This is a genomic window from Massilia sp. Masssp93 (genome assembly GCF_059491295.1).
In genome coordinates this window covers 6,582,688-6,606,573 of record NZ_CP168502.1, presented here as the reverse complement: position 1 = coordinate 6,606,573, position 23,886 = coordinate 6,582,688, and the positions used below count along the sequence as shown (strand labels likewise).

The following is a 23,886-nucleotide window of genomic DNA, read 5'->3' as shown; positions in this document are numbered from 1 at the left end:
CGCGCGACGTTCGCGGTTTATCGGCTTTACGCGTGGGCACAGGGTGCCCCCTCCCCCGACGATTCACCGGCTGCCGTAGGGCGGGCTCCCCGAGCCCGCGCGCGACTTTTGCGGCTTGCCGGCTTTACGCGTGGGCACGGGGTGCCCACCCTACGATTCACCGGTTACCGTATGGCGGGTCCGGTGCCCGCTCACCGCGGCGGTTTGTATTCCGGGAACATTTCCTTGAACAGGAAATTCGTCAGCTCCTGCGTATCCTGCGGCCGCGCCGACAGCGTGACGACGCGGTTCAGGCGATGCGATTCCCACTCGAAGTCGCCGCTCTTTTCCTTGCGGATCAGCTCGATCATCTTCTTGACGATCGCCGTCTCGATGTCCGGCTCGCTGCCGCGCTCGACCGTCACGGCCGTCAGCCAGCGGCGCTTGAAGTTCGGGTTCCAGCCGCGGAATTTCAGGTCGGCCGTGCTGAACGTCTTGTTCGTGACGCTGAACACGCCGCCCGTCTCGTTCGGGTCCTGGCCGCCGCGGCCGTTGATGGCGGCGATGTTGGCGAGCGCGTTGCGGTTGCCGCGCGCCGCTTCGCTTTCCTCGGCCTGATCGGTCTGGGCCGGCGCGCCGCGGCGCTTGCGCTGGGCGTCGATATAGGCCTGCATGTCGACTTCCTGCGGCGGCGCCTTGTCTTCCTTGGTCGGTTGCGGCTTTTCCTCGACCGGTTTTTCGTGCGGCAAGGTGATCGTGTTCGGCAGGCGTTGCACGTGCGTCACGCGCGGCGGGGTCGGTTTGGATGCGGCCGCCTTGGCGGTCTTCTTGGGCGCCTGCTCGGCCGGCTTGGCGGCCGGCTTGTTCGGTTTTAGCGGCGGCAGCCAGACGATGGCTTCGCCGGCCTTGGGGGGCGCATGGTGTTCGGGCTTGGGCTGGAACAGCCAGACGGCCACGAGCAGCAGGTGCAGCGCGATCGTGACCGCAATACCGGTGCGGTTCGGCCCCTTCTGGCCGTAGATGACCACTTTCCGTCCAGGCAGCGGCTGGCCGCAATGCACGCAGACATCGCTGTCTTCCATCGGAATGTGGGAATGGTCACGCAAGATAATGAACGCCCCTGGACAGGAGCCAGTAAAAAGATATTGACGAGGCGCAGTCTAACTTGTTTAGTTTCCCTGCGCACGCGCTGTTAAGCATCTGTAATGAGCTTACAAGCTGCCTGGCTTAATGGTTGTTACAGTGTGTATCAACCTTGCACTAAGGAATCGGTCGATGTGAAATGGATTTCGACCTCATTTCACATAATACGTTCGACCGTCGTTCCCGCGTTGGCGCACTGCTGTCCGGAATAAAATTCTTGACAGTTTCATCAGATGAGGCTCAGCTGGAGCTCTGCCATTTCTTGCTGAAGTCGCCGTCGTTGTCGATAGCGGGAAGCTTCGATCTCGGGGCGCTGAAACAAGGTGGCGCGTATCAGCACGAGACAGTCCCAGAGACTGATCTTGAGCGAGTGCCGCTGCTTGTAGAGCGCCACGAGCAAATAGCTGATCAACGCTGTAAGCACCTGGATGCGCACTGCGTTTTCGCTCCGCCCGAGGAATTTTTTGATTTTCAGGTGCTGCTTGATCCACTTGAAAAACAGTTCGATTCCCCAGCGCTCCTTGTAACGCTGGGCGATCTCGAACGCGGCGCTGTCCAGATCGTTGGTGGCCAGGACAAGCGGCGTGTCCTTTTCCGGGCGAGCGATCGTGATACGCCGTAGCGATGCCAGGTACGGGTTGTCTCGTCCTCCGGGACGCTTATGTTTGAGCCGGACGATTTCATCATTGAGCACGACCCCGGCGGCTTCGGCGGGAATGCTTCTTTCTTCGATTATCTGTAGGCCGGCATTGCGTTTGAACCGGGTAACGAACTGCGCCCCAGCCTGACTGATGGCGTTCCACCAGGCGTAGTCGCAGTAGCCTTTGTCGAAGACGTAAAGGGCGCCCCGAACCAGCGGTACGCTCCAGGCTTTCTCTACGTCGTTCACGTTGGCCGCGCTGAACGAAATCCAGTCTGGCGTCCGGGTCTCGGCATCGAGCAGGACATGGACCTTGATACCCTGGGTGTTGCGGGTGCGGTTTTCTTGTGTCCAACGCTCGAATTCCCGTCCCTTGAGCGTCAACGACGTCGAGTCGAGCAGATACATCAATTCAGCACTATCGCTGCGCAACTGACGCGACACCTGTCCCATCAGCCAATTGGCGACGTCACTGAACACGGTATCGGAGCGCCTGGCGTTCGCATCGGCCAGCGTCGTACGTTTGATCATCCCGGCGCCCAAATGGTAATGGTGAGAGCGGTGATGATTAAAGCCCGTCTCCAGCGCCCGCAAGCCCGGCGCTTCACTGAGCTGCCCGTACATCATTGCGATCAGGTGCTGCCAGTGCCCGAATTTTTTAGAGTACTTGTCGGCCTTGTGTCTTTTTACCAGCCGATCGAACTCCGAGCGGGGCAGGCCCTTTAATAATTCCTGAAAGGTAGCTATGCTGAACATGTTGCGGGGTTTTGGTTTTTTGAGTTTGGCGACTCGGGTATACGCCCGTAAACCAGTCCCTGCAACACCTTCAGCGATTTCCCCTCAAATTATTCCGGACAGCAGTGCGCGTTGGCGGGAACCCAAGTTTCAAGCGCCGTCGTGATCAGGCCACCTTGCTGAGGACGGCCTTGCGCCCGTGCTCCATCTCGACGAGCTGCGTATCGGTCATCGGACCGCTGCCGCTGTACTTGTCGAGGTACAGGTAGATCACCGGCGTGATGTACAGCGTGATCACCTGGGAGAAGATCAGGCCGCCGCACACGGCCAGCCCCAGCGGCTGGCGCAGCTCGGCGCCGGCGCCCAGGCCCAGGGCGATCGGCAGCGCGCCCATCAGTGCGGCCAGCGTCGTCATCACGATCGGGCGGAAGCGCAGGATGCAGGCTTCGCGGATCGCCTGTTCCGGCTTCAATCCCTGGTTGCGCTGGGCGTCCAGGGCGAAGTCGATCATCATGATCGCGTTCTTCTTGACGATGCCGATCAGCATCAGGATGCCAATGATGGCGATCATCGTCAGGTCGAGATTAAACAGGCGCAAGGTCAGCAGCGCCCCCACCGCGGCGGACGGCAGGCCGGCCAGGATCGTGATCGGGTGGATAAAACTTTCGTACAGCACGCCCAGCAGCACGTAGATCACGCCGACGGCCGCCACGATCAGGATCAGCTGACTCGACTGCGAACTCTGGAACACGGCCGCGTCGCCGCCGTACTTGGTGATGATGGACGCGGGCAGTTTCATGTCGCGGCCCATCTGCTCGATGGCGGCGGTGGCGGCGCCGAGCGGCGCGTCCGGCGCCAGGTTGAACGACAGCGTGATCGCCTGCAGCTGGCCCTGGTGGTTGACGGCGATGGGGCCGACGGTGCGCTTGACGGTGGCCACGCTGGACAGCTGCACGAGCTGGCCCGTCTTGCTGCGCACGGACAGGCGCGACAGCGCGTCCTCGAACTGGCGGTCCTCGTTCGCCGTTTCCAGGATCACGTAATAGCTGGCCGCGCTCGAGTAGATCGTCGACACCTGGCGCTCGCCGAACGCCGCGTACAGCGCCGTGCGGATGTCGCCCAGCTGCACGCCCAGCAGGTTGGCCTTGTCGCGGTCGATGTCGAGCTTCGCCTGCAGGCCCTTGTCCTGCGTATCGCTGGTGACGTCGCGGAACATCGGGTTGTTGCGCATGCGCTCCATGTACTCGTTGGCCCACTGGCTGATGTCGGCGCCGGACACGCTCTGCAAGGTGTACTGGTAACGGCTCTTGCTCTGGCGGCCGCCCAGCTGCAGGTTCTGCACCGGCGCCATGTAGACGTTCACGCCGGCGACATTCCGCAGCGACTTGCGCAGGCGGTCGACCACCTGCGGCATCTTGTCGCGCTCGGCGCGCGGCTTGAGCACGATGAACATGCGGCCGTTGTTGCCGCCGCTCGAGAACGACGTGACGTCCTGCACGGCCGGATCGTCCTGGATCACCTGCGCCACCTTCGTCTGCAGCACGACCATCGCGGACGACGAGATGTCCTCGGCCGCTTCCGTCGTGACGCGCAGTTGGCCGATGTCTTCCTCGGGGAAGAAACCTTTCGGGATGGTCGTGTACAGCACGACGGTCAGCGCGAACGTGCCGAACGCAATCATCAGCACGACGAACCGGTGCCTCAGCGCGACGTCGAGCGTCTTTTCGTAGGCGTTGCGCACGGACGTGAACGCGGCCTCGAAGTGGCGGCCGATGAAGCTTTTTTCTTCCGTGTGGTCATGGCCGTGCGCCGGGAGCAGGCGCGACGCCAGCACCGGCACGAGCGTCAGCGACACGGCGGCCGACACGAGGATCGCGAGGCCGACGATCACGGCGAATTCGTGGAACAGCAAACCAATCACGCCCGGCATGAAGAAGATCGGGATGAACACGGCGACGAGCGATACCGAAATCGACACGATCGTGAAACCCATCTCGCGCGAGCCGTCGAGCGCGGCGCGCATCGGCTTTTTCCCCATCTCGATGTGGCGCACGATGTTTTCCAGCACCACGATGGCATCGTCGACGACGAGGCCGACGGCGAGCGTGATGCCCAGCAGGGAAATATTGTCGATGCTGTAGCCGAGCCAGAACAACAGGCTGAGGGCACCCAGCAGCGAAATCGGCATCGTGACGGCCGGGATGAACGTGGCCGACGCGCGGTGCAGGAACAGGAAGATCACGAGCACGACGAGACCCACCGTCAGCGCCAGCGTGAAGTTGACGTCGTGGATCGCCTCGCGGATCGAGCGGGAGCGGTCGTTGACGAGGTTGATCTTGATGGACGCCGGCAGCTGCGACTGGAAGCGCGGCAGCAGGCGGCGCACGCCGTCGACCACCGCGACCGTGTTGGCGTCCGGCTGGCGCTGCACGAGCAGCACGATGGCACGCTCGCCGTTGTAGGCGCCGAAGGCCCGGGTCGACTGGTAGCTGTCCTCGACGGTGGCGACGTCCTTCAGGCGCACCGGCAGGTTGTCGCGCGTGGCGACGATCAGGTTCTCGAAATCGGCCGCCTTCATCATCTGCGCCGGGCCCTGGATGGTCAGGGTCTGCTGCGGACCGTCGAGGATGCCCAGCGCGGAATTCGAGTTCGCCGAGCGCAGCGCGGTCGCCAGTTCGTCCATCGTGATGTTGCGCGCATTCATGAGGTCGGTCTTCGCGCGCACGCGCACGGCGAAGCGCTTGCCGCCATGGACCAGCACCTGGGCGACGCCCGGCAACGTGGAAATCGCGGGCGAGACGAGGTTCTCGGCGTAGTCGTTCAGGTCGGACAGGTTCATCGACGGCGACGTCATCGTCATGAACAGCACGGGCGCGTCGGCCGGGTTGACCTTGCGGTACGACGGCATCGTCGTCATTTCCTGCGGCAGCTGGCGCTGGGCCGCGAGCAGCGCGGCCTGGACGTCGACGGCGGCGGCGTTGACGTCGATCGACGGATCGAATTCCAGCGTGAGCGACGTGTTGCCCTGCGTGCTCGTCGACGTGATCAGGTTGATGCCGGCGATGGTCGAGAACTGCTTTTCGAGCGGCAGCGCGACCGACGACGCCATCGTCTCGGGGCTGGCGCCGTCCAGGTTGGCGTTGACGTTGATGACGGGCGTGTTATAGCTGGGCAGCGCCGCCACCGGGATATGGGAATACGCCAGGATGCCGACCAGGATCAGGCTGATCGACAGCAGCACGACCATGACGGGCCGGCGGATGCACAGTTCGGACAGATTCATGGATCAGCCCTTGTCGGCGACGTGGACGCTCTTGGCCTTGCCGAGCTCGGACGCCAGGCGCACCTTGGCGCCGGGACGCACGTTCTGCTTGCCCTCGGTGATGATCTGCTCGCTGCCGGCGAGACCGCTGACGGCAGCAATGAGGCCGGCGCCGTACACGCGCTGCACGGGCACGAGGCGCGCGGAATGGTCTTTCTCGAGCGCGTACACGAACGTGCCCTGGGCATTGGTGATGATGGCGTTCTCCGGGATCACGACGGCATCCTTCAGCGTCTGCACGACGACCCTCGTGTTCACGTACTGGCCGGGCCACAGGTTCGTTTCGCGATTGTCGAACTCGGCCTTCACCTTGATCGTACCGGCCGTCGGGTCGACCGTGTTGTCGACGAAGCTCAGCTGGCCCTTGACCGGCGCCAGTCCCGCGCCCGGCAGGGCCTCCACGTCGACCTTGCCGCGCTTCTGGGCCGCCAGCAGCGCCGGCAGGCTCGCTTCCGGCAAGGTGAACGCGACGGTGATCGGGTCCAGCTGGGTGATCGTCGTGAGCGACGTCGCCGGCTGCACGAGGCTGCCCGGATAGACGTTGATGCCGCCCACGCGGCCCGCCATCGGCGCACGGATCGCCGTGTAGCTGGTCGTGACGCTGCTCGCGCGCGCGGCCGCGGCGTCGGCCTGCAAGGTGGCGCGGGCCTGGTCGACCTGGGCGCGCAAGGTGTCGACGGCGCTCTGGGCGATGAAATGCTGGGCGAACAAATCCTGGCTGCGCTTGAACTGGCGTTCGAGGTCGGCCAGCGACGCGCGGTCGCGCGCGACCTGGGCCTGCGCCTTGTCGAGGTTCGCGCGGTCTTCGCGGTCGTCGAGCGAGAACATCAGCTCGCCCTGTTTGACGAACTGCCCTTCCTTGATGTGGACCTGGCGGATCGTGGCCGTCGTCTGCGGGTGCAGGTCGACGGTGCGGATCGGTGTGACGGTGCCGTTGGCCTGCTGCACGACGGCCACGTCCTGGCGCTGCGGCGCCACCACGTTGACGATGGCCGGCGGCTGCGCGCCCTTGCCCTTGCCGCCCGCGGCGGCCCCGTCGGCATGCGAATCCGATCCATGGTTCATGGTCCACGCAGCGGCGCCGGCGGCGGCGGCGATGCCGACGATGATCGCGATGTTTTTACTTTTCATTCCATTCCCTGTGCCGCGGTTGGGCGGCCGATCTCTTTTAACCCTGCGCCGCCGACGGGCGGCCGGATCTCTTTTGTATTTATGCGATGAGGATGACGTCGGCCGGACAGGCCCAGTCTCCGGCAAGGATTGTCCCACACGGGTGTAACAGCATTGTTTCTGCCCGTGCGATTTTTTGGCTTACTTGCCCGGGTAATATTCCGGCAACATCAGGGTCGCTTCCAGCCCGCCTTCCGGGTGATTGGCCAGGCTGATGCTGCCGCCGTGCTGCTCGGCGATGTTGCGGGCGATGGTCAGACCCAGGCCCGTCCCGCCCGACTCGCGCGAGCGCGACGTTTCCACCCGGTAGAACGGATCGAACACGCGTGCCAGCTCGACGCCAGGGATGCCGGGGCCGGCGTCGCGGATGCGGATGCGCGCGGCGCCGTTGATGCGGTCGACGCTGACCCTGGCCGCGTGGCCGTACTTGACGGCGTTGTCGATCAGGTTGACGAGGCAGCGGCGCAAGTCCATCGGCCGGCCCAGCAACGCCATGCCGGCATGGCCGGACAAGGTCACGCGCTGGCAACTCTCGGCCGCGTCGGCGCACACGGAATCCAGCAGCGAGTCGAGATCCAGCATCTGCATGGCTTCGTTCGTGTCCATGCTGCGCGCCAGGTCGAGCCCTTCGCGCACCATCGCCTGCATCGCGGACAGGTCGCCGATCAGGCGCTCCTGCAGTTCCGGTTCGCTGACCTTTTCCAGGCGCAGGCGCATGCGCGTGAGCGGCGTCTGCAGGTCGTGCGTGATCGCGGCCAGCATCTGCGTGCGCTGGAAGATGTACTGGCGGATGCGCGCCTGCATCGCGTTGAAGGCGGCGCTGGCCTGGCGGATCTCGTCGGCGCCCGTGAGGTCGAGCGGCGGGTGGTTGATGTCGTTGCCGAGGTCTTTCGCCGCCTGCGCCAGCTGCTTCAGCGGCCGCGTCGTCATCCGTGCCACGAGGTAGGCGAGGAAGGCGACGCTGACGAGGAAGATCGAAATGGTCCACGTGTAGTCCGTGCGCTGGGGCGACGTGGCCGAGCGCGGGGGCAGCACGGACAGCACGAGCTCGTCGCCGTCGCGCAAGCGCACGCTGATGCTCTCGCACGTGCCGCGCCACTTCATGCGCATCAGGCCGAACACGACGGGCTGGTCGCGCGCCGTCGCGCACGCGGCCGGGCGCGCGGCCAGCGAGCGCATCACATAACCTTTCCCCATGCGGGCGGCCAGGGCTTGCGTGAATTCGGAATTGACCTGGGCCAGCGCGGCCGGGTGGATGTCGACGTCGACGAGCTGCATGCCGGGACGGTTGGCCACGTCCAGATAGGCTTTGCGCGCGGACTCGGGGACGATCTCGGTGGCCATGATCAGCTGTTCGGCGCGGTCGAGCATGTGCAGGTCGCGGAACTCGTCGATGACGCGCTGGCGCTCGGCGTCGGCCAGCAGCTGGGTCAGCGCGGCCGTGAGCAGGATGCCCAGCAGCAGGGTGGCAAACACGCGGCCCGTCATCGAGCCGAGGAAAGCTCTCACGTGCTCGGCTCCACCGTGACCTGGCCGGCCAGCACATAGCCGCCGTTGCGGACGGTCTTGATGATCTGGGGCATGCGCGCATCCTCGCCGAGCTTCTGGCGCAGGCGGCTGATCTGGATGTCGATCGAACGGTCGAACGGGTCGGCGTCGCGGCCCTGCGTGAGGTTCAGCAGCTGGTCGCGGTTGAGCACGCGGTTCGGGTGCTCCAGGAACACGCGCAGCAGGCGGAATTCGGCGCCCGACAGCATGATGATCACGCCCTGCGGATTGACGAGGTGGCGCGCGGTGAGGTCGAGCGTCCAGCCCGAGAATTTCATCTGCTGCACGTTCTCGGCTTGCGAGGTCGGCGGCATCGCGTGGCTGCGGCGCAGGACGCTGCGGATGCGCGCCAGCAGCTCGCGCGGCTCGAACGGCTTGGGCAGGTAGTCGTCGGCCCCCATTTCCAGGCCGAGAATGCGGTCCAGCGGCTCGCTGCGGGCGGTCAGCATGATGACGGGCATGGTCGAATGCGCGCGCAGCTTGCGGCACAGCGTGAGGCCGTCGTCGCCGGGCAGGTTCAGGTCGAGCACGATCAGGTCGGGACGCGACTCGTCCAGGAGTTTCCACATGGCGGTGCCGTCGGCCGCGGCAAGCGCGCGGTAGCCGTTCGCTTCCAGGTAATCGGCCAGCAGCGAGCGGATATCGCGGTCGTCGTCGACGATCAGGATGGTAGATGGATTGTCCATGGCGTCATTATCGCGACTTGGGGCGGCGCTGAACAGCCACTTTGTATCGGCGTGTATATGGATCTGATAGGGAAACAAATTGATACAAAGAACCAGAGAGCGGAAACGCTGCGCTTACAACTCGGGGCCATGATGAACACCATGCGAAGACGACGCGATAGACGCCGATCGGAGCACGATGACAACGTTTGGCTGTTTGTCAATTTACCCCCTGACTAGGATACGAGATGAAAACCTATCGCAAACACCTGATTACCGCCCTGTCCGCCCTGACCCTCGGCACCGCCGCGCTGGGCGCCCACGCACAAACGACGGACCAGGCCGCCCCGCCGGCCCGCCACGGCATGCAGCACCAGAAACCGACGCCGGAACAGCGGGCCGCGTTCCGTGCGAAGCGTATCGCCAGGCTGCACGACGAGCTCAAGATCACGCCGGCCCAGGAAAACGCCTGGAACGCCTTCGTCGCCTCGATGCAGCCGCAAGCACGCCGGCAGCACGACCGCGCCGCCTGGGCCAACCTGACGGCGCCGGAACGCATGGCGAAGATGATCGACATGCAGAAGCAGCGCACGGCCGCCCTGGAGCAGCGCCAGGCGTCCCTGAACACGTTTTATTCGGTCCTGAGCGCGGACCAGAAGAAGACGTTCGACGAAAAGGCCGCGCGCTTCGGCCACGGGCACGGCCACGGCCACGGCATGCGCCACGGCTGATCGGTAGGGTGGGCATTTGAGGCCGGGGGCCTCAAATGAAACGTGCCCACGCGGCGATACGCGACGTTCGAGATGCCGCCCGTGCCGGCGAACGTTGCGCGCGTGGGCGGGGGCCGCCCACCCTACAGCAACCTGGCCAGCGAGCCGAGGAATTTGTTCGTGTCCTGGTAGCCGATCACCCGGCTATCGGGAATCTCCGCACCCCGCTTGTCGAACATGATGATCCCCGGCGGCCCGAACAGGCCGAAGCGCTTGAGCATTGCCCGGTCATCCGCGTCGTTCGCCGTCACATCGACCTGCAGCAGCACCGTATTCGCCAGCCGCGCCTTGACGGCCGGATCGACGAAGGTCAGCTTTTCCATCTCCTTGCACGACACGCACCAGTCCGCATAAAAATCCAGCAGCGCCGTGCGGCCGCCCGTCGCGGCCAGGGCGGCGTCGAGCTGGGCCACGGTCTTGATACGCGTGAATGCGAGTGGCCGCGCCGGCGCGCCGCCCGTGAAGCGGGCCAGCGGCGCAATCGGATCGCGCGCGCCGCTGGCCGCGCCCACGAGCTGGACCGCGCCGAGCACGACACACGCCGCGCCGACGGCCGGGCCGGCCCAATGCCCGTTCTTGCCAAGACCGTGCAGCAGATAAAAGCCATAGCCCAGCAGCAGCGCGGCCCACAGCAGCATCTGCGCGAGGCCCGGCAGCACGGGCGCGGCCATCCACAAGGCCATCGCCAGCATCAGCACGCCGAAGAAACGCTTCACGGCCTCCATCCACATGCCGGCGCGCGGCAGCAGCGAGCCGGCCGACACGCCGACGAGCAGCAGCGGAATGCTCATGCCGATCGCCATCGCGAACAGGGCGGCGCCGCCGATGACGACGTCGCGGGTCTGGCTGATATACACGAGCGCGCCCGCGAGCGGCGCGGCCACGCACGGGCCGACGATCAGCGCGGAGATGGCGCCCATCACGAACACGCCGGCCAGCTTGCCGGACGCCTGGCGCCCGGAGGCGCTGGCCAGGCGGGTCTGCAGCGCGGCCGGCACCTGCAGCTGGAACACGCCGAACATCGACAGCGACATCGCCGCGATCAACAAGGCGAAGCTCGACAGCACCCATGGATTCTGCAGCGCGGCCGCGAGGCCTTCGCCGACGAGGCCGGCGGCGACGCCGAGCGCCGTGTAGACGATCGCCATCCCGAGCGAATACGCGAGCGACAGCACGAGGCCACGCGAGCGGTGCACCTGCCCGCCCTCCCCCACAATGATCGACGACAGGATCGGCACCATCGGCAGCACGCACGGCGTGAACGCGAGGCCCAGGCCCAGCAGGATGAAGGCGGGGACGATGGCGAGCAGGCGGCCGCCCTGCAGCAGCGACGCGATGCCGGACAGTTCGGATGGCGCGCCGCGCGCGGGCGCAGGCGCAGGCGCAGGCGCAGGCGCGGCGGGCGCGATGGACTGCGCGGCCGGTGCCGCCGCCGGTGCCATCGCAGCGGGCGTATCGACTTGCGGCGCCGGCTGGGCGGCTGTGCCCGGGAATGCGAAGGCGCCCTGGCCGGGCGGCAGCGACTGCCCCGGCGCGACGCTCATCTGCGGCTCGCCGCCGCCGCCCGGCGCGAGCTGGACCGACGTGTCCTGCGGCGGATAGCACAGGCCCTTGTCCGCGCAGCCCTGGCCGCTGGCGTTCAGCGTGAACGGCCCCGTGGCATCGACGGGGATGCGGATCTCGACGCCGTGGTGATAGGTCTCGACGTTCTTCTGGAACGTGTCGTCGAACTTGACCTTGCCCGGCGGGATGGCGGGCTCGCCCAGCCTGGCGCCGTTCGCGCTGAAGTGGAAGCGCTCGCGGTACATGTAGTAGCCGTCGGCGATCGCATAATTCACGACGATCGTGTGCGCATCCGCCATGTGCGCGGAAAACTTGAACGCCTGTTCGGGCGGCAGGAAATCGTCGTCCGCGTGGGCGACGGGGACGAAGGCGAGGCAGGCCAGCAGCAGCGTGCACAGCGCGGCCAGCAGGCGTGCGGCGGGCGAGGAGGAGAATCGGGACATGGGTCGGAAGATTGGTTCAACGCATCAGCATGGTACACCGGGTGTGCATCCGCTGCAGGCCTTCGACAGGCGAAAAAAAACCAGGCGCAACGGCCTGGTTTTTCATGAACGCCGAGTAGCGATTACTCTGCGGTCGGTGCTTCGTCAGCCGAAGTGACTTCCGGACGGTCGACCAGCTCGACGAACGCCATCGGTGCGTTGTCGCCAACGCGGAAGCCCATCTTCAGGATGCGGATGTAGCCGCCCGGGCGCGCGTTGTAGCGCGGGCCGATTTCGGCGAACAGCTTCTGCACGATTTCGCGGTCACGCAGGCGGGCGAATGCCAGGCGCTTGTTGGCCAGGGTGTCGCTCTTGCCCAGGGTGATGATCGGCTCGACGACTTTGCGCAGTTCCTTGGCTTTCGGAACGGTGGTCTTGATCGCTTCGTGACGCAGCAGCGAAACGGTCATGTTGCGCAGCATGGCGAGACGGTGGGACGAGGTGCGGTTCAGCTTGCGAAGGCCGTGACGGTGACGCATGGTATTTCCTTTCGAGTGTTTTAAATCCAGTTCTTCGATCGTTCACGCACACGCGTGACCGCGGACCGGTTCTAGGTTAAAAACTGCCCGGGCAACATTGCCCAGGCAGGTGGTGCAATTACTTTTCCAGACCTGCGGGCGGCCAGTTCTCCAGCTTCATGCCCAGGGTCAGACCACGGGAAGCCAGGACTTCCTTGATCTCGTTCAGCGACTTGCGGCCCAGGTTCGGCGTCTTCAGCAGTTCGTTTTCCGAACGCTGGATCAGGTCGCCGATGTAATAGATGTTCTCGGCCTTCAGGCAGTTTGCCGAACGGACGGTCAGCTCCAGGTCGTCCACCGGACGCAGCAGGATCGGATCGACCAGCGGCGCACGCGACGGCGCTTCCGCGGCGGCTTCGGTGCCTTCCAGGGCGGCGAACACGTTCAGCTGGTCGACGAGGACGCGGGCCGACTGGCGGATCGCTTCTTCCGGCGTGATGACGCCGTTGGTCTCGATGTTGATGATCAGCTTGTCGAGGTCGGTACGCTGTTCGACACGGGCCGATTCCACGGCGTACGACACGCGGCGGACCGGCGAGAACGATGCGTCCAGGATGATGCGGCCGATGGTCTTGTTCGTGTCTTCCGACAGGCGGCGCACGTTACCCGGCACATAGCCGCGGCCTTTTTCGACCTTGATCTGCATGTCCAGCTTGCCGCCAGCGGTCAGGTGGGCGATCACGTGATCCGGGTTGATCAGTTCCACGTCATGCGGCAGATCGATGTCGGATGCCAGGACCGGGCCTTCGCCTTCCTTCTTGAGGGTCAGCGTCACGGAGTCACGGTTGTGCACCTTGAACACGACGCCCTTCAGGTTCAGCAGCAGGTCGACGACGTCTTCCTGCACACCGTCCAGCGACGAGTACTCGTGCACGACGCCGGCGATCGTCACTTCGGTCGGCGCGTAGCCGATCATCGACGACAGCAGGACGCGGCGCAGCGCGTTGCCCAGCGTGTGGCCATAACCACGTTCGAACGGTTCCATCACGACTTTCGCGTGGCCGGCGCCGAGCGTTTCGACATCGATAATACGTGGCTTCAACAAACTATTTTGCATGAGTGTCCTCTTCAATACCCTCGGCTCGTTACACCGATAAGGCTGATGGCATCAGTAGAAACGCCTGCTTCTTCGAGCAGGCGGTACGGCGAATCTGGTGAGGCGCGACGGCAGAAAAACCGTCGTTCCGGCGGAGGCGGGAACCCAATTTCTGCAAGCGCAGTCGGCTGCTCGAAATTGGGTCCCCGCCTGCGCGGGGGTGACAAAGCGGGCGGCGCGCCGCCCGCTTTGTCAATTAACGCGAGTACAGTTCGACGATCAGCGCTTCGTTGACGTCGGCAGCGATCTCGTTACGCTCCGGGTACGAACGGAAGGTTGCTTCCATCTTCTTGGCATCGACCGACACCCAGCTCGGGAAACCAACCTGCTCGGCCAGCGACAGGGCTTCGAGGATACGGGTCTGCTTCTTGGCCTTTTCGCGGACAGCGATGACGTCGCCGGTCTTGACCTGGTACGAAGCGATGTTCACGACGTTGCCGTTCACGGTCAGGGCCTTGTGGCTGACCAGCTGGCGCGCTTCGGAACGGGTCGAGCCGAAGCCCATGCGGTAGACGACGTTGTCCAGACGCGATTCCAGCAGCTTCAGCAGGGTCTCGCCGGTGTTGCCCTTGCGGCGCGACGCTTCGGCGAAGTAGCGGCGGAACTGACGCTCCAGCACGCCGTAGATACGCTTGACCTTCTGCTTTTCACGCAGCTGGTTGCCGTAGTCCGACGTACGCTGGCCCGACTTGACGCCGTGCTGGCCTGGCTTGACGTCCAGTTTGCACTTCGAATCGAGCGAGCGGCGTGCGCTCTTCAGGAACAGGTCGGTGCCTTCACGGCGCGACAGTTTTGCTTTAGGTCCGATATAACGTGCCACGTTAAACTTCCTTTATTTTGATGATCACGCCCCGGATGCGAATCGATCGACGTTCGCAACAGGCGCTAGTCCGGTTCTTCGATGAGACCGGACGTGGCTTACAAAATACCCCGGACCGGGACGGCCCAAGGCGACAATAGCCGGGCAGTATAACCCATTTCGGGGTCAACTGCACCGGCGATCTTTGACACCACGGCGTGTGGCGTATCGATACTGCGACAGGCGGACGAGCCGCCCGGGCAGCAATTAGATACGACGACGCTTCGGCGGACGGCAGCCGTTGTGCGGAACCGGCGTCACGTCCTGGATTTCGGTGATCTTGATACCCAGGTTGTTCAGCGCGCGCACAGCCGACTCACGGCCCGGGCCCGGGCCCTTGATACGCACTTCCAGGTTCTTCACGCCGTATTCCTGAGCAACCTTGCCAGCCGCTTCAGCTGCGACCTGCGCCGCGAACGGGGTCGATTTACGCGAACCCTTGAAGCCTGCGCCGCCGGACGTCGCCCACGACAGGGCATTGCCCTGACGATCGGTGATCGTGATGATGGTGTTGTTGAACGATGCGTGGACGTGTGCGATGCCTTCGGCGACGTTCTTTTTGACTTTCTTGCGGATGCGAGCTGCAGCCGCCGAGCTTTGTTGCTTAGCCATGGTCAGTTCCTAGATTATTTCTTGAGCGATTGAGCTGCTTTGCGCGGGCCCTTGCGGGTACGAGCATTCGTACGGGTGCGCTGGCCGCGGACCGGCAGGCCCTTGCGGTGACGCATACCGCGGTAGCAACCCAGATCCATCAAGCGCTTGATGCTCATGGACAGCTCACGGCGCAGGTCGCCCTCGACGACGAACTTGCCGACTGCATCACGCAGCTTTTCCAGTTCGTTGTCGTCCAGGTCCTTGACCTTCTTGTTGGTCGCAACGCCGGTCGATTCGCAGATCTGCTTCGAGCGGGTACGGCCGATGCCATAGATTGCCGTCAGGCCGATGACGGTGTGCTGATGATTGGGGACGTTGACCCCTGCAATACGTGCCATTCGTTATTCCTCGAAATTAACCTTGACGCTGCTTGTGACGCGGCTCGACGCAGATCACACGGACCACGCCCTTGCGCTTGATGATCTTGCAGTTGCGGCAGATCCGCTTGACTGAAGCGTTAACTTTCATTTTGCACTCTCTTCCAGATTCGATAACTTGATTAGTTTTACTTGGTGCGGAACACGATGCGGGCCCGGGACAAGTCGTAAGGGGTCAGCTCCACCGTTACCTTGTCACCCGGAAGAATGCGGATGTAATTCATCCGCATTTTACCCGAGATATGTCCAAGCACCACGTGCCCGTTTTCCAGCTTTACGCGAAAGGTCGCGTTCGGGAGATTCTCCAGAATCTCCCCCTGCATTTGGATGACGTCGTCTTTTGCCATTCGGTCTATTCACTCCTGGGGGGCGCCAGCCGCTCAACGCGACGGGATACCGCCTTTGAAATTAGCCTTGCGCAGCAGCGACTCATATTGCTGCGACATGACGTAGTTCTGCACCTGCGCCATGAAATCCATCGTGACGACCACGATGATCAGGAGCGAGGTTCCGCCAAAATAGAAAGGTACTTTCCACTGGCTTTGCAGGAACTCCGGCAACAGGCAAACCAGCGTGATATAGACCGCACCGGCCAGGGTCAGGCGCATCAGGATCTTGTCGATGTAGCGCGCGGTCTGCTCGCCCGGACGGATGCCCGGTACAAACGCGCCGCTCTTCTTCAAGTTGTCCGCCGTTTCCTTGCTGTTGAATACCAGCGCCGTATAGAAGAAGCAGAAGAACACGATTGCCACCGCATACAGCAACGCGTGGATCGGTTCGCCCGGGCTCAACGAGGCAGCGAGGTCTTTCAGGAACCCGATGAACGGATTCGTGACGTCCTTGCCTTTCGTGAACCAGTCGACGATCGTGGCCGGGAACAGGATGATCGACGAAGCGAAGATCGGCGGGATCACGCCCGACATGTTCAGCTTCAGCGGCAGGTGGCTGGTTTGGCCACCATAGATCTTGTTGCCGACCTGGCGTTTCGCGTAATTCACCAGGATCTTGCGCTGGCCGCGTTCGACGAACACGACCGCGTAAGTCACCAGAGCTACCAGAATCACGATGATGATTGCGGAGAAGCTGCCGATCGAACCGTTCGACACCAGGGTGAACAAGCTACCCAGTGCGTTCGGCAGACCCGCTGCGATACCGGCAAAAATGATGATCGAGATACCGTTGCCAAGGCCACGTTCGGTGATCTGCTCACCCAGCCACATGAGGAACATGGTGCCGGTCAGCAGGGTCACGACGGTCACGAAGCGGAAAGCCACGCCCGGATCGATCACGAGGCCTTGCTGCGCCTCGAGCGCGACCGCGATGCCGAACGCCTGGAACAACGCCAGCACGACCGTGAAGTAACGGGTGTACTGGGTGATCTTGCGGCGGCCGGACTCGCCCTCTTTCTTCAGTGCCTCCATCTGCGGCGAGACGATCGACACCAGCTGCATGATGATCGAAGCCGAAATGTAAGGCGTGATGCCAAGAGCGAACACGGCAAAGCGGGACAGGGCCCCGCCCGAGAACATGTTGAACATGCCCAGGATGCCGCCCTCGTTCTGCTTGAACAGCTGGGCCATGGCGATCGGGTCAATCCCGGGGACCGGGATGTGAGCTCCGATACGATACACGACCAACGCGCCAAGCAAGAACCACAACCGACCCCAGGGGAAGCCGGACGCAGCACTTTTACCAAGTTGTGAATTAGTCGCCAATTTTTGCTCCGATCAGGCAGCGGCCGCGTTTAGGCGACCGAACCGCCAGCTGCTTCGATCGCTGCTTTCGCGCCAGCGGTCGCCTTGATGCCCTTCAGGTTCACCGCTTTGGTGATTTCGCCCGACAGGATCACGCGCACATCGCGAGCGACGACCGGCAGCACGCCGGCTTGCTTGAGCACCAGGACGTCGACGTCGCCGACGGCCAGGTTGTTCAGGTCCGACAGACGCACTTCAGCCTTGAACGTAGCGTTCAGCGACTTGAAGCCACGCTTCGGCAGGCGGCGCTGCAGCGGCATCTGGCCGCCTTCGAAACCGACCTTGTGGAAGCCGCCCGAACGCGACTTCTGACCCTTGTGACCGCGGCCGGCGGTCTTGCCCAGGCCCGAGCCGATACCGCGACCGACGCGGCGCTTGGCGTGTTTCGCGCCTTCAGCGGGTTGGATGGTATTGAGTTCCATTATTTTCTCCGTTGACCAAGCCGAGGCTTAGTCGACAATTTTCACGAGGTAGTTGACCTTGTTGATCATGCCGCGGATCGCCGGGGTGTCCTGCAGCTCGGAGACCGAGTTGACACGACGCAGACCCAGACCGCGCACGGTGGCGCGGTGATCCTGGCGGGTACCGATCAGGCCTTTGACCAGCTTGACTTTGATGGTGTTTGCCATAGTTATTCCCCTTAACCCAGGATCTCTTCCACCGACTTGCCGCGCTTGGCAGCGATGTCGGCCGGAGTGCTCATTTTTGCCAGACCGTCGAGGGTCGCGCGAACCAGGTTGTACGGGTTCGACGAACCGGTCGACTTGGCGACGACGTCGGTCACGCCCATCACTTCGAAGATTGCGCGCATTGCGCCGCCTGCGATCACGCCGGTACCCGGCTTGGCCGGCGACATCATCACGTACGACGCGCCGTGGCGGCCGGTGACGCTGTGCTGCAGCGTGCCGTTCTTGAGGGGCACCTTGATCAGGTTGCGGCGGGCTTCTTCCATCGCTTTCTGCACGCCGACCGGAACTTCCTTCGACTTGCCTTTACCCATGCCGATGCGGCCATCGCCGTCACCGACAACGGTCAGCGCTGCAAAACCCATGATACGACCACCCTTGACCACTTTGGTCACGCGGTTGATCGCGATCATTTTCTCGCGCATGCCATCATCCGGCTTGTCGCTTGCCATTTTCGCTTGCATTTTTGCCATGACGATTCTTCCTTAGAACTTCAGACCAGCTTCGCGCGCGGCTTCCGCCAGCGCCTTCACACGGCCGTGGTAACGGAAACCCGAACGGTCGAATGCGACTTCGGTGATCCCTGCTTTCAGTGCTTTTTCTGCGACGCGCTTGCCAACCAGTGCGGCTGCAGCGGCGTTGCCGCCCGCACCCGACTTGCCGCCCAGCTCGGCGCGCACTTCTGCTTCCAGCGTCGAAGCCGAAACCAGGACCTTCGCATCCGGGCTGATCAGGTTCGCATAGATGTGCAGGTTGGTGCGGTGCACCGACAGGCGGTTCACGCCCAACTGCGCGATCTTGATGCGGGTTTGGCGTCCGCGACGCAGACGCGATTCTTTCTTGTCCATCGTCAGCTCCGATTATTTCTTCTTGGTTTCTTTAAGCTTCACCACTTCGTCCGCATAACGGACACCCTTGCCTTTGTACGGCTCAGGCGAGCGGTAAGCGCGCACTTCTGCGGCAACTTGGCCGACCTTTTGACGATCGATACCCTTGATCAGGATCTCGGTCGGGGTCGGGGTTGCAGCGGTGACGCCTTCCGGCATCGCGTGCAGCACCGGGTGCGAGAAGCCCAGCGACAGGTTCAGGGCGTTGCCTTGGACGGCGGCCTTGTAACCCACGCCGACCAGGGTCAGGCGCTTTTCGAAACCTTTGGTGACACCGGTCACCATGTTGTTCACCAGAGCACGCAGGGTGCCCGACATGGCGTTCGATTCGCGGGAATCGTCGATCACGTCGAACGACAGCGTGCCGTTGTTGTTTTCCACTTTGACCAGGCCGTTCAGCGCCTGGGTCAGGGTGCCCAGCGGGCCCTTGACGGTGATCGACGACGCGTTGATCGCGACATCGGTACCGGCCGGGACGGCGATTGGCATCTTAGCTACTCGAGACATCGTCTACTCCTTAAGCCACGTAGCAAATCACTTCGCCACCGACACCGGTAGCACGTGCTTTGCGGTCGGTCATCACACCCTTCGGGGTCGAGACGATTGCCACACCGAGGCCGTTCATGACCTGGGGGATCTCATCTTTGCCCTTGTAGATGCGCAGGCCAGGACGGGAGACGCGCTCGATGCGCTCGATAACCGGACGGCCGACGTAGTACTTCAAACCGATTTTCAGTTCAGCCTTGCCACCTTCGGTGGACACGGCGTAATCTTCGATGTAACCCTCGTCCTTCAGGACGTTGGCAATCGCAACTTTCAGCTTCGACGACGGCATTTCGACGGTGGTCTTCTGCACGCCTTGCGCGTTGCGAATACGGGTCAGCATATCGGCGATAGGATCGCTCATACTCATTGCTTATTCTCCTATTACCAGCTAGCTTTGGTCATACCCGGGATTTCGCCTTTCATGGCGAATTCGCGGAGTTTGGTACGGGCCAGACCGAATTTACGGAAAGTGCCACGGGGACGGCCGGTGATGGCGCAGCGGTTACGCTGGCGGGTCGGCGCCGAGTTACGCGGCAGGGCCTGCAGCTTCAGGCGTGCTTCGTAACGCTCTTCTTCGGTCTTCGACTGGTCGTCGATGATTGCTTTCAGAGCGGCACGCTTTGCGGCGAATTTCTCCACCAGGTCTGCACGCTTCTGTTCGCGGTTAATCAGTGCAAGTTTTGCCATGTTCTTAGTTCCGGAACGGGAATTTGAATGCGGCGAGCAGCGCTTTGGCTTCTTCGTCGGTCTTAGCAGTCGTGGTGATCGAGATGTTCATGCCACGCAGCGCATCGATCTTGTCGTAATCGATTTCCGGGAAGATGATCTGCTCTTTGACGCCGATGTTGTAGTTGCCGCGACCATCGAACGATTTGCCGCTGACGCCACGGAAGTCACGCACGCGCGGCAGGGCCACGGTGATGAAACGATCCAGGAATTCGTACATGCGGGCGCCACGCAGGGTCACCATCGTGCCGATCGGGTAGCCTTCGCGGATCTTGAAACCTGCGATTGCCTTGCGAGCCTTGGTCACGACCGGCTTCTGGCCGGCGATCTTGGTCAGGTCGCCGGTTGCGTGCTCAATGATCTTCTTGTCGGCGACAGCTTCCGACAGACCCATGTTCAGGGTGATCTTGGTCAGGCGCGGCACTTCCATCACCGACTTGTAACCGAATTTTTCGGTCAGTTCGGCAACGACTTTGTCTTTATAAACTTGTTGGAGACGGGCCATTTCTCATTACCCTTTCACTACTTCGCCGTTCGACTTGAAGACGCGGACTTTTTTGCCATCCACTTCTTTGAAGCCAACGCGATCAGCCTTGCCGGTCGCTGCGTTGAACAGCGCGACGTTCGACACGTGAATCGGCATGGTCTTGTCGACGATACCACCAGTTACGCCGGTCATCGGGTTCGGCTTGACGGCCTTCTTGGCCAGGTTCACGCCTTCGACGATGACGTGCTCAGCATCTACGCGTTGCTGAACGACACCGCGCTTGCCCTTGTCTTTACCGGCCAGAACGATGACTTCGTCGTTTTTACGAATCTTATCCATTGCGACTCCCTTACAGAACTTCAGGTGCCAGGGACACGATCTTCATGAACTTTTCGGTACGCAGTTCGCGCGTCACCGGTCCGAAGATACGGGTACCGATCGGCTCCAGCTTGCTGTTCAGCAGGACAGCGGCGTTGCCGTCGAACTTCACCAGGGAGCCGTCCTGGCGGCGCACACCTTTAGCGGTACGCACGACCACGGCGTTGTAGATTTCACCTTTCTTGACGCGGCCGCGCGGAGCAGCCTGCTTCACGGTGACTTTGATCACGTCGCCAATGCTGGCGTAACGGCGCTTGGAGCCGCCCAATACCTTGATGCACAGTACTTCTTTCGCACCGGTATTGTCGGCCACTTCGAGCCGGCTTTCAGTTTGAATCATGATATTTTCTTTCCCAACTTAAGCCGAAGAAACCCCACGGAAAACCGTAGGCCTGCGGTCAGTCTTGGTCCCGCCGGCCGCACTCATTGCAAGCGCGTACGTTTGGGTGATTGGACTTTCCAATGTTCGTTGCAGGCCGCAGTTACCGAAGGACAAACTGCGGCAACACATGAACGAAGCCCGCTAGTATTCCACATACCAGCGGGCCACGCAAGACAAATTTTTGGGAGGTGTTGTTAAACCTCCTACAGGCTTTACAGAACCTGTGCGACCTGCACAACCTTGGTCAGGGTCCAAGCCTTCGTCTTCGAGATCGGACGACCTTCCGTGATCTCGACCGTGTCGCCGGTCTTGGCCTGGTTGGTCTCGTCGTGCGCGTGATACTTGTTCGAGCGCACGATGATCTTGCCGTACAGCGGGTGCTTGACGTGACGCTCAACCAGCACGGTCACCGTCTTGTCCATCTTGTCGGACACGACTTTGCCGACCAGCGTACGCTTCAGCGCCGTTTTAGTGGTGTCGTTCATTTGGCTTCCTTCTGGGTCATCACGGTTTTGACACGCGCGATATCGCGGCGCACCTTCTTGAGCTGGGCGGTATTCGTCAGTTGCTGCGTAGCGATTTGCATGCGCAGGCCGAACTGTGCCTTCAGCAGCTCATTCAGCTCTTGTTGCAGAGCTGCCTGGTCCTTGCCGCGGAGTTCCGTTGCTTTCATTCTTAACTCCTGTTATTGGCCGACTTGACGCACGACAAACGTCGTCGCCAGCGGCAGTTTGGCGGCAGCCAGGCGGAATGCTTCGCGCGCCAGTTCTTCGGCGACACCGTCCATTTCGTACAGGACCTTGCCCGGCTGGATCTCGGCCACGTAGTACTCCGGGTTACCCTTACCGTTACCCATACGGACTTCAGCCGGCTTGTTCGAAATCGGCTTGTCCGGGAAGATACGGATCCAGATACGGCCGCCACGCTTGATGTGACGGGTCATGGCACGACGTGCAGCTTCGATCTGGCGTGCGGTGATACGGCCGCGGGCAACTGCCTTCAGGCCGAACTCGCCGAACGAGACCGCGGTGCCGCGGGTGTGCGAAATGCCGGTGTTGCGGCCTTTCTGCTCTTTACGATACTTTCTGCGGGATGGCTGCAGCATGCTTATTCTCCTGCTTTCTCAGCAGCCGGCTTGGCAGCGCGGCGGCCTGCTGGTGCGGTACCTGGCTTGGCGCCCGGACGGCCACGGCCGGCCGGTTTGCCGTCGTCACGACGCGGACCGCGCGGCTTTTTCTCGTCGGCCGGAACGTCGATCACCGGTGCTTCGCCGGTCGGCGAACGGTCGCCCTTGTAAACCCAGACTTTCACGCCGATGATGCCGTACGTGGTCGAGGCTTCGCTGGTGCCGTAGTCGATGTCGGCGCGCAGGGTGTGCAGGGGCACACGGCCTTCGCGGTACCATTCGGTACGTGCGATCTCGATGCCGTTCAGACGGCCCGACGACATGATCTTGATGCCGACGGCGCCCAGACGCATCGCGTTCTGCATCGCGCGCTTCATGGCGCGGCGGAACATGATACGCTTTTCGAGCTGCTGGGCGATCGAATCGGCGATCAGCTGCGAGTCGATTTCCGGCTTGCGGATCTCTTCGATATTGACGTGCACCGGCACGCCCATGATCTTCGCCAGCGAAGTCTTCAGGACTTCGATGTCTTCGCCTTTCTTGCCGATGACCACGCCCGGACGCGACGAGTAGATCGTGAAGCGCGCGTTCTTGGCCGGACGCTCGATGACGATGCGGCCGACGGAGGCGTTCTTCAGTTTCTTCTTCAGGAAAGCGCGGGCTTCCAGGTCTTCCTTCAGCATGTCGGCAAAATTGCCGTTGCCAGCGTACCAGCGCGATGCCCAGTTACGGGTGACCGCCAGGCGGAAGCCGGTTGGGTGGATTTTCTGACCCATCGTGTGACTCCTTAGTTACCGACAGTCACGAAGATGTGACAGGATTGTTTCGAAATGCGATCACCGCGGCCTTTGGCACGTGCCGTAAAGCGCTTCAGGATCGGGCCCTTTTCGACATAGATCTGAACGACCTTCAGTTCGTCGATGTCGGCACCATCGTTGTGCTCGGCGTTCGCGATTGCGGACTCCAGCACTTTCTTGATGATGGTCGCGCCTTTCTTCGGGCTGAACTGCAGGATGTTCAGCGCGGCGTCGACTTTCTTGCCGCGGATCAGATCGGCGACGAGGCGGCCTTTCTGTTCCGACAGGCGGACGCCTTTGAGGATAGCTTTAGTTTCCATTATTTCTTCGCCTTCTTGTCAGCGGCGTGGCCCTTGAACGTGCGGGTCAGGGCGAATTCGCCCAGCTTGTGACCCACCATGTTCTCGGACACGTACACCGGCACGTGCACTTTACCGTTGTGGACGGCGATCGTCAGACCGATGAAGTCCGGGGTGATCGTCGAGCGGCGCGACCAGGTTTTGACCGGCTTTTTGTCTTTGTTCGCTTGCGCGGTCTCGACTTTTTTCACCAGGTGGGCGTCAATGAACGGCCCTTTTTTCAATGAACGAGTCATG

At 62.5% G+C, this 23,886-nt stretch carries 32 protein-coding genes; 1 reads left to right on the top strand and 31 read right to left on the bottom strand.

The genetic code is table 11. From position 1 onward, the window contains the following. Nucleotides 1–191 precede the first annotated feature (191 nt). From ACEN9Q_RS27720 to ACEN9Q_RS27695, 6 genes are all read right to left on the bottom strand, one after another. Complete coding sequence (locus ACEN9Q_RS27720) at nucleotides 192–1,061, bottom strand: hypothetical protein (protein WP_495626714.1); 870 nt, start codon at nucleotides 1,059–1,061, stop codon at nucleotides 192–194. A gap of 290 nt (nucleotides 1,062–1,351) precedes the next feature. Continuing rightward, a complete protein-coding gene (locus ACEN9Q_RS27715; RefSeq protein WP_495625211.1) occupies nucleotides 1,352–2,518 on the bottom strand; it encodes an IS4 family transposase in 1,167 nt (388 codons plus the stop codon). Between the two features lie 145 nt (nucleotides 2,519–2,663). Continuing rightward, the gene (locus ACEN9Q_RS27710; protein ID WP_495626713.1) at nucleotides 2,664–5,780 is read right to left on the bottom strand and encodes an efflux RND transporter permease subunit; all 3,117 of its coding nucleotides are present in this window, start codon (nucleotides 5,778–5,780) and stop codon (nucleotides 2,664–2,666) included. Between the two features lie 3 nt (nucleotides 5,781–5,783). Continuing rightward, nucleotides 5,784–6,950 (bottom strand): efflux RND transporter periplasmic adaptor subunit, encoded by a 1,167-nt coding sequence (locus ACEN9Q_RS27705; RefSeq protein WP_495626712.1) that lies wholly within the window; start codon nucleotides 6,948–6,950, stop codon nucleotides 5,784–5,786. 180 nt (nucleotides 6,951–7,130) lie between these two features. Then, nucleotides 7,131–8,498: an ATP-binding protein gene (locus tag ACEN9Q_RS27700; protein ID WP_082548327.1), complete on the bottom strand. Its 1,368-nt coding sequence runs from the start codon at nucleotides 8,496–8,498 to the stop codon at nucleotides 7,131–7,133. Next, on the bottom strand, nucleotides 8,495–9,223 hold the full coding sequence (locus tag ACEN9Q_RS27695) for a response regulator (RefSeq protein WP_056449140.1): 729 nt from the start codon (nucleotides 9,221–9,223) through the stop codon (nucleotides 8,495–8,497). The genes ACEN9Q_RS27700 and ACEN9Q_RS27695 overlap by 4 nt, the downstream gene beginning before the upstream one ends. A 227-nt stretch (nucleotides 9,224–9,450) precedes the next feature. Here ACEN9Q_RS27695 and ACEN9Q_RS27690 point away from each other — a divergent pair, with 227 nt between their 5' ends. Continuing rightward, nucleotides 9,451–9,933 (top strand): Spy/CpxP family protein refolding chaperone, encoded by a 483-nt coding sequence (locus ACEN9Q_RS27690; RefSeq protein WP_056449143.1) that lies wholly within the window; start codon nucleotides 9,451–9,453, stop codon nucleotides 9,931–9,933. A gap of 122 nt (nucleotides 9,934–10,055) precedes the next feature. Here the strand turns inward: ACEN9Q_RS27690 and dsbD are convergent, their stop codons facing one another. From dsbD to rpsS, 25 genes are all read right to left on the bottom strand, one after another. Then, a complete protein-coding gene (gene dsbD, locus ACEN9Q_RS27685) occupies nucleotides 10,056–11,978 on the bottom strand; it encodes a protein-disulfide reductase DsbD (protein WP_495626711.1) in 1,923 nt (640 codons plus the stop codon). A gap of 122 nt (nucleotides 11,979–12,100) precedes the next feature. Continuing rightward, entirely contained in the window at nucleotides 12,101–12,496 is a 396-nt protein-coding gene (rplQ, locus tag ACEN9Q_RS27680; RefSeq protein WP_056449149.1) for a 50S ribosomal protein L17, read from the bottom strand. Nucleotides 12,497–12,614: 118 nt separating this feature from the next. Further along, nucleotides 12,615–13,592: a DNA-directed RNA polymerase subunit alpha gene (locus ACEN9Q_RS27675; protein ID WP_056449152.1), complete on the bottom strand. Its 978-nt coding sequence runs from the start codon at nucleotides 13,590–13,592 to the stop codon at nucleotides 12,615–12,617. A gap of 235 nt (nucleotides 13,593–13,827) precedes the next feature. After that, the gene (rpsD, locus tag ACEN9Q_RS27670; protein WP_056449155.1) at nucleotides 13,828–14,451 is read right to left on the bottom strand and encodes a 30S ribosomal protein S4; all 624 of its coding nucleotides are present in this window, start codon (nucleotides 14,449–14,451) and stop codon (nucleotides 13,828–13,830) included. Between the two features lie 246 nt (nucleotides 14,452–14,697). Beyond that, nucleotides 14,698–15,102, bottom strand: coding sequence for a 30S ribosomal protein S11 (rpsK, locus tag ACEN9Q_RS27665; RefSeq protein WP_036172227.1), 405 nt, complete (start codon nucleotides 15,100–15,102; stop codon nucleotides 14,698–14,700). A gap of 14 nt (nucleotides 15,103–15,116) precedes the next feature. Next, nucleotides 15,117–15,482: a 30S ribosomal protein S13 gene (gene rpsM / locus ACEN9Q_RS27660; protein WP_036240369.1), complete on the bottom strand. Its 366-nt coding sequence runs from the start codon at nucleotides 15,480–15,482 to the stop codon at nucleotides 15,117–15,119. A gap of 16 nt (nucleotides 15,483–15,498) precedes the next feature. Then, nucleotides 15,499–15,612 carry a 50S ribosomal protein L36 gene (gene rpmJ, locus ACEN9Q_RS27655; RefSeq protein ID WP_005663407.1) on the bottom strand — a complete coding sequence of 38 codons (114 nt, stop codon included), beginning with the start codon at nucleotides 15,610–15,612 and terminating at the stop codon, nucleotides 15,499–15,501. Nucleotides 15,613–15,649: 37 nt separating this feature from the next. Beyond that, the gene (infA, locus tag ACEN9Q_RS27650; protein WP_005663428.1) at nucleotides 15,650–15,868 is read right to left on the bottom strand and encodes a translation initiation factor IF-1; all 219 of its coding nucleotides are present in this window, start codon (nucleotides 15,866–15,868) and stop codon (nucleotides 15,650–15,652) included. 33 nt (nucleotides 15,869–15,901) lie between these two features. Then, nucleotides 15,902–17,236 carry a preprotein translocase subunit SecY gene (gene secY / locus ACEN9Q_RS27645; RefSeq protein ID WP_495626710.1) on the bottom strand — a complete coding sequence of 445 codons (1,335 nt, stop codon included), beginning with the start codon at nucleotides 17,234–17,236 and terminating at the stop codon, nucleotides 15,902–15,904. Between the two features lie 29 nt (nucleotides 17,237–17,265). After that, nucleotides 17,266–17,697 carry a 50S ribosomal protein L15 gene (gene rplO, locus ACEN9Q_RS27640; protein ID WP_056449161.1) on the bottom strand — a complete coding sequence of 144 codons (432 nt, stop codon included), beginning with the start codon at nucleotides 17,695–17,697 and terminating at the stop codon, nucleotides 17,266–17,268. A gap of 27 nt (nucleotides 17,698–17,724) precedes the next feature. Beyond that, nucleotides 17,725–17,904: a 50S ribosomal protein L30 gene (rpmD, locus tag ACEN9Q_RS27635; RefSeq protein ID WP_036240361.1), complete on the bottom strand. Its 180-nt coding sequence runs from the start codon at nucleotides 17,902–17,904 to the stop codon at nucleotides 17,725–17,727. Between the two features lie 11 nt (nucleotides 17,905–17,915). Continuing rightward, entirely contained in the window at nucleotides 17,916–18,434 is a 519-nt protein-coding gene (rpsE, locus tag ACEN9Q_RS27630; RefSeq protein ID WP_036240359.1) for a 30S ribosomal protein S5, read from the bottom strand. 12 nt (nucleotides 18,435–18,446) lie between these two features. After that, complete coding sequence (gene rplR, locus ACEN9Q_RS27625; RefSeq protein WP_036240357.1) at nucleotides 18,447–18,809, bottom strand: 50S ribosomal protein L18; 363 nt, start codon at nucleotides 18,807–18,809, stop codon at nucleotides 18,447–18,449. A gap of 12 nt (nucleotides 18,810–18,821) precedes the next feature. Next, nucleotides 18,822–19,355 carry a 50S ribosomal protein L6 gene (gene rplF, locus ACEN9Q_RS27620; RefSeq protein WP_056449164.1) on the bottom strand — a complete coding sequence of 178 codons (534 nt, stop codon included), beginning with the start codon at nucleotides 19,353–19,355 and terminating at the stop codon, nucleotides 18,822–18,824. Between the two features lie 10 nt (nucleotides 19,356–19,365). Continuing rightward, nucleotides 19,366–19,761 (bottom strand): 30S ribosomal protein S8, encoded by a 396-nt coding sequence (gene rpsH / locus ACEN9Q_RS27615; protein ID WP_036240352.1) that lies wholly within the window; start codon nucleotides 19,759–19,761, stop codon nucleotides 19,366–19,368. Between the two features lie 14 nt (nucleotides 19,762–19,775). Further along, a complete protein-coding gene (gene rpsN, locus ACEN9Q_RS27610; protein WP_056449167.1) occupies nucleotides 19,776–20,081 on the bottom strand; it encodes a 30S ribosomal protein S14 in 306 nt (101 codons plus the stop codon). Nucleotides 20,082–20,085: 4 nt separating this feature from the next. Then, nucleotides 20,086–20,625: a 50S ribosomal protein L5 gene (gene rplE, locus ACEN9Q_RS27605; RefSeq protein ID WP_036240349.1), complete on the bottom strand. Its 540-nt coding sequence runs from the start codon at nucleotides 20,623–20,625 to the stop codon at nucleotides 20,086–20,088. Nucleotides 20,626–20,631: 6 nt separating this feature from the next. Next, on the bottom strand, nucleotides 20,632–20,946 hold the full coding sequence (gene rplX / locus ACEN9Q_RS27600; protein WP_056449170.1) for a 50S ribosomal protein L24: 315 nt from the start codon (nucleotides 20,944–20,946) through the stop codon (nucleotides 20,632–20,634). A gap of 10 nt (nucleotides 20,947–20,956) precedes the next feature. Continuing rightward, nucleotides 20,957–21,325: a 50S ribosomal protein L14 gene (gene rplN, locus ACEN9Q_RS27595; protein ID WP_056126494.1), complete on the bottom strand. Its 369-nt coding sequence runs from the start codon at nucleotides 21,323–21,325 to the stop codon at nucleotides 20,957–20,959. 254 nt (nucleotides 21,326–21,579) lie between these two features. Further along, nucleotides 21,580–21,852 (bottom strand): 30S ribosomal protein S17, encoded by a 273-nt coding sequence (gene rpsQ / locus ACEN9Q_RS27590; protein ID WP_056449173.1) that lies wholly within the window; start codon nucleotides 21,850–21,852, stop codon nucleotides 21,580–21,582. Beyond that, nucleotides 21,849–22,040: a 50S ribosomal protein L29 gene (gene rpmC, locus ACEN9Q_RS27585; RefSeq protein ID WP_056449176.1), complete on the bottom strand. Its 192-nt coding sequence runs from the start codon at nucleotides 22,038–22,040 to the stop codon at nucleotides 21,849–21,851. Before rpmC ends, rpsQ begins: the two co-directional genes overlap by 4 nt. A gap of 12 nt (nucleotides 22,041–22,052) precedes the next feature. Then, complete coding sequence (rplP, locus tag ACEN9Q_RS27580; RefSeq protein WP_005663456.1) at nucleotides 22,053–22,472, bottom strand: 50S ribosomal protein L16; 420 nt, start codon at nucleotides 22,470–22,472, stop codon at nucleotides 22,053–22,055. A gap of 2 nt (nucleotides 22,473–22,474) precedes the next feature. Beyond that, nucleotides 22,475–23,269: a 30S ribosomal protein S3 gene (gene rpsC / locus ACEN9Q_RS27575; RefSeq protein ID WP_056449179.1), complete on the bottom strand. Its 795-nt coding sequence runs from the start codon at nucleotides 23,267–23,269 to the stop codon at nucleotides 22,475–22,477. 11 nt (nucleotides 23,270–23,280) lie between these two features. After that, nucleotides 23,281–23,613, bottom strand: a complete 333-nt coding sequence (rplV, locus tag ACEN9Q_RS27570) for a 50S ribosomal protein L22 (protein ID WP_179966292.1) — start codon at nucleotides 23,611–23,613, stop codon at nucleotides 23,281–23,283. Next, entirely contained in the window at nucleotides 23,610–23,885 is a 276-nt protein-coding gene (gene rpsS, locus ACEN9Q_RS27565; RefSeq protein ID WP_056449183.1) for a 30S ribosomal protein S19, read from the bottom strand. Before rpsS ends, rplV begins: the two co-directional genes overlap by 4 nt. Nucleotide 23,886 lies beyond the last annotated feature (1 nt).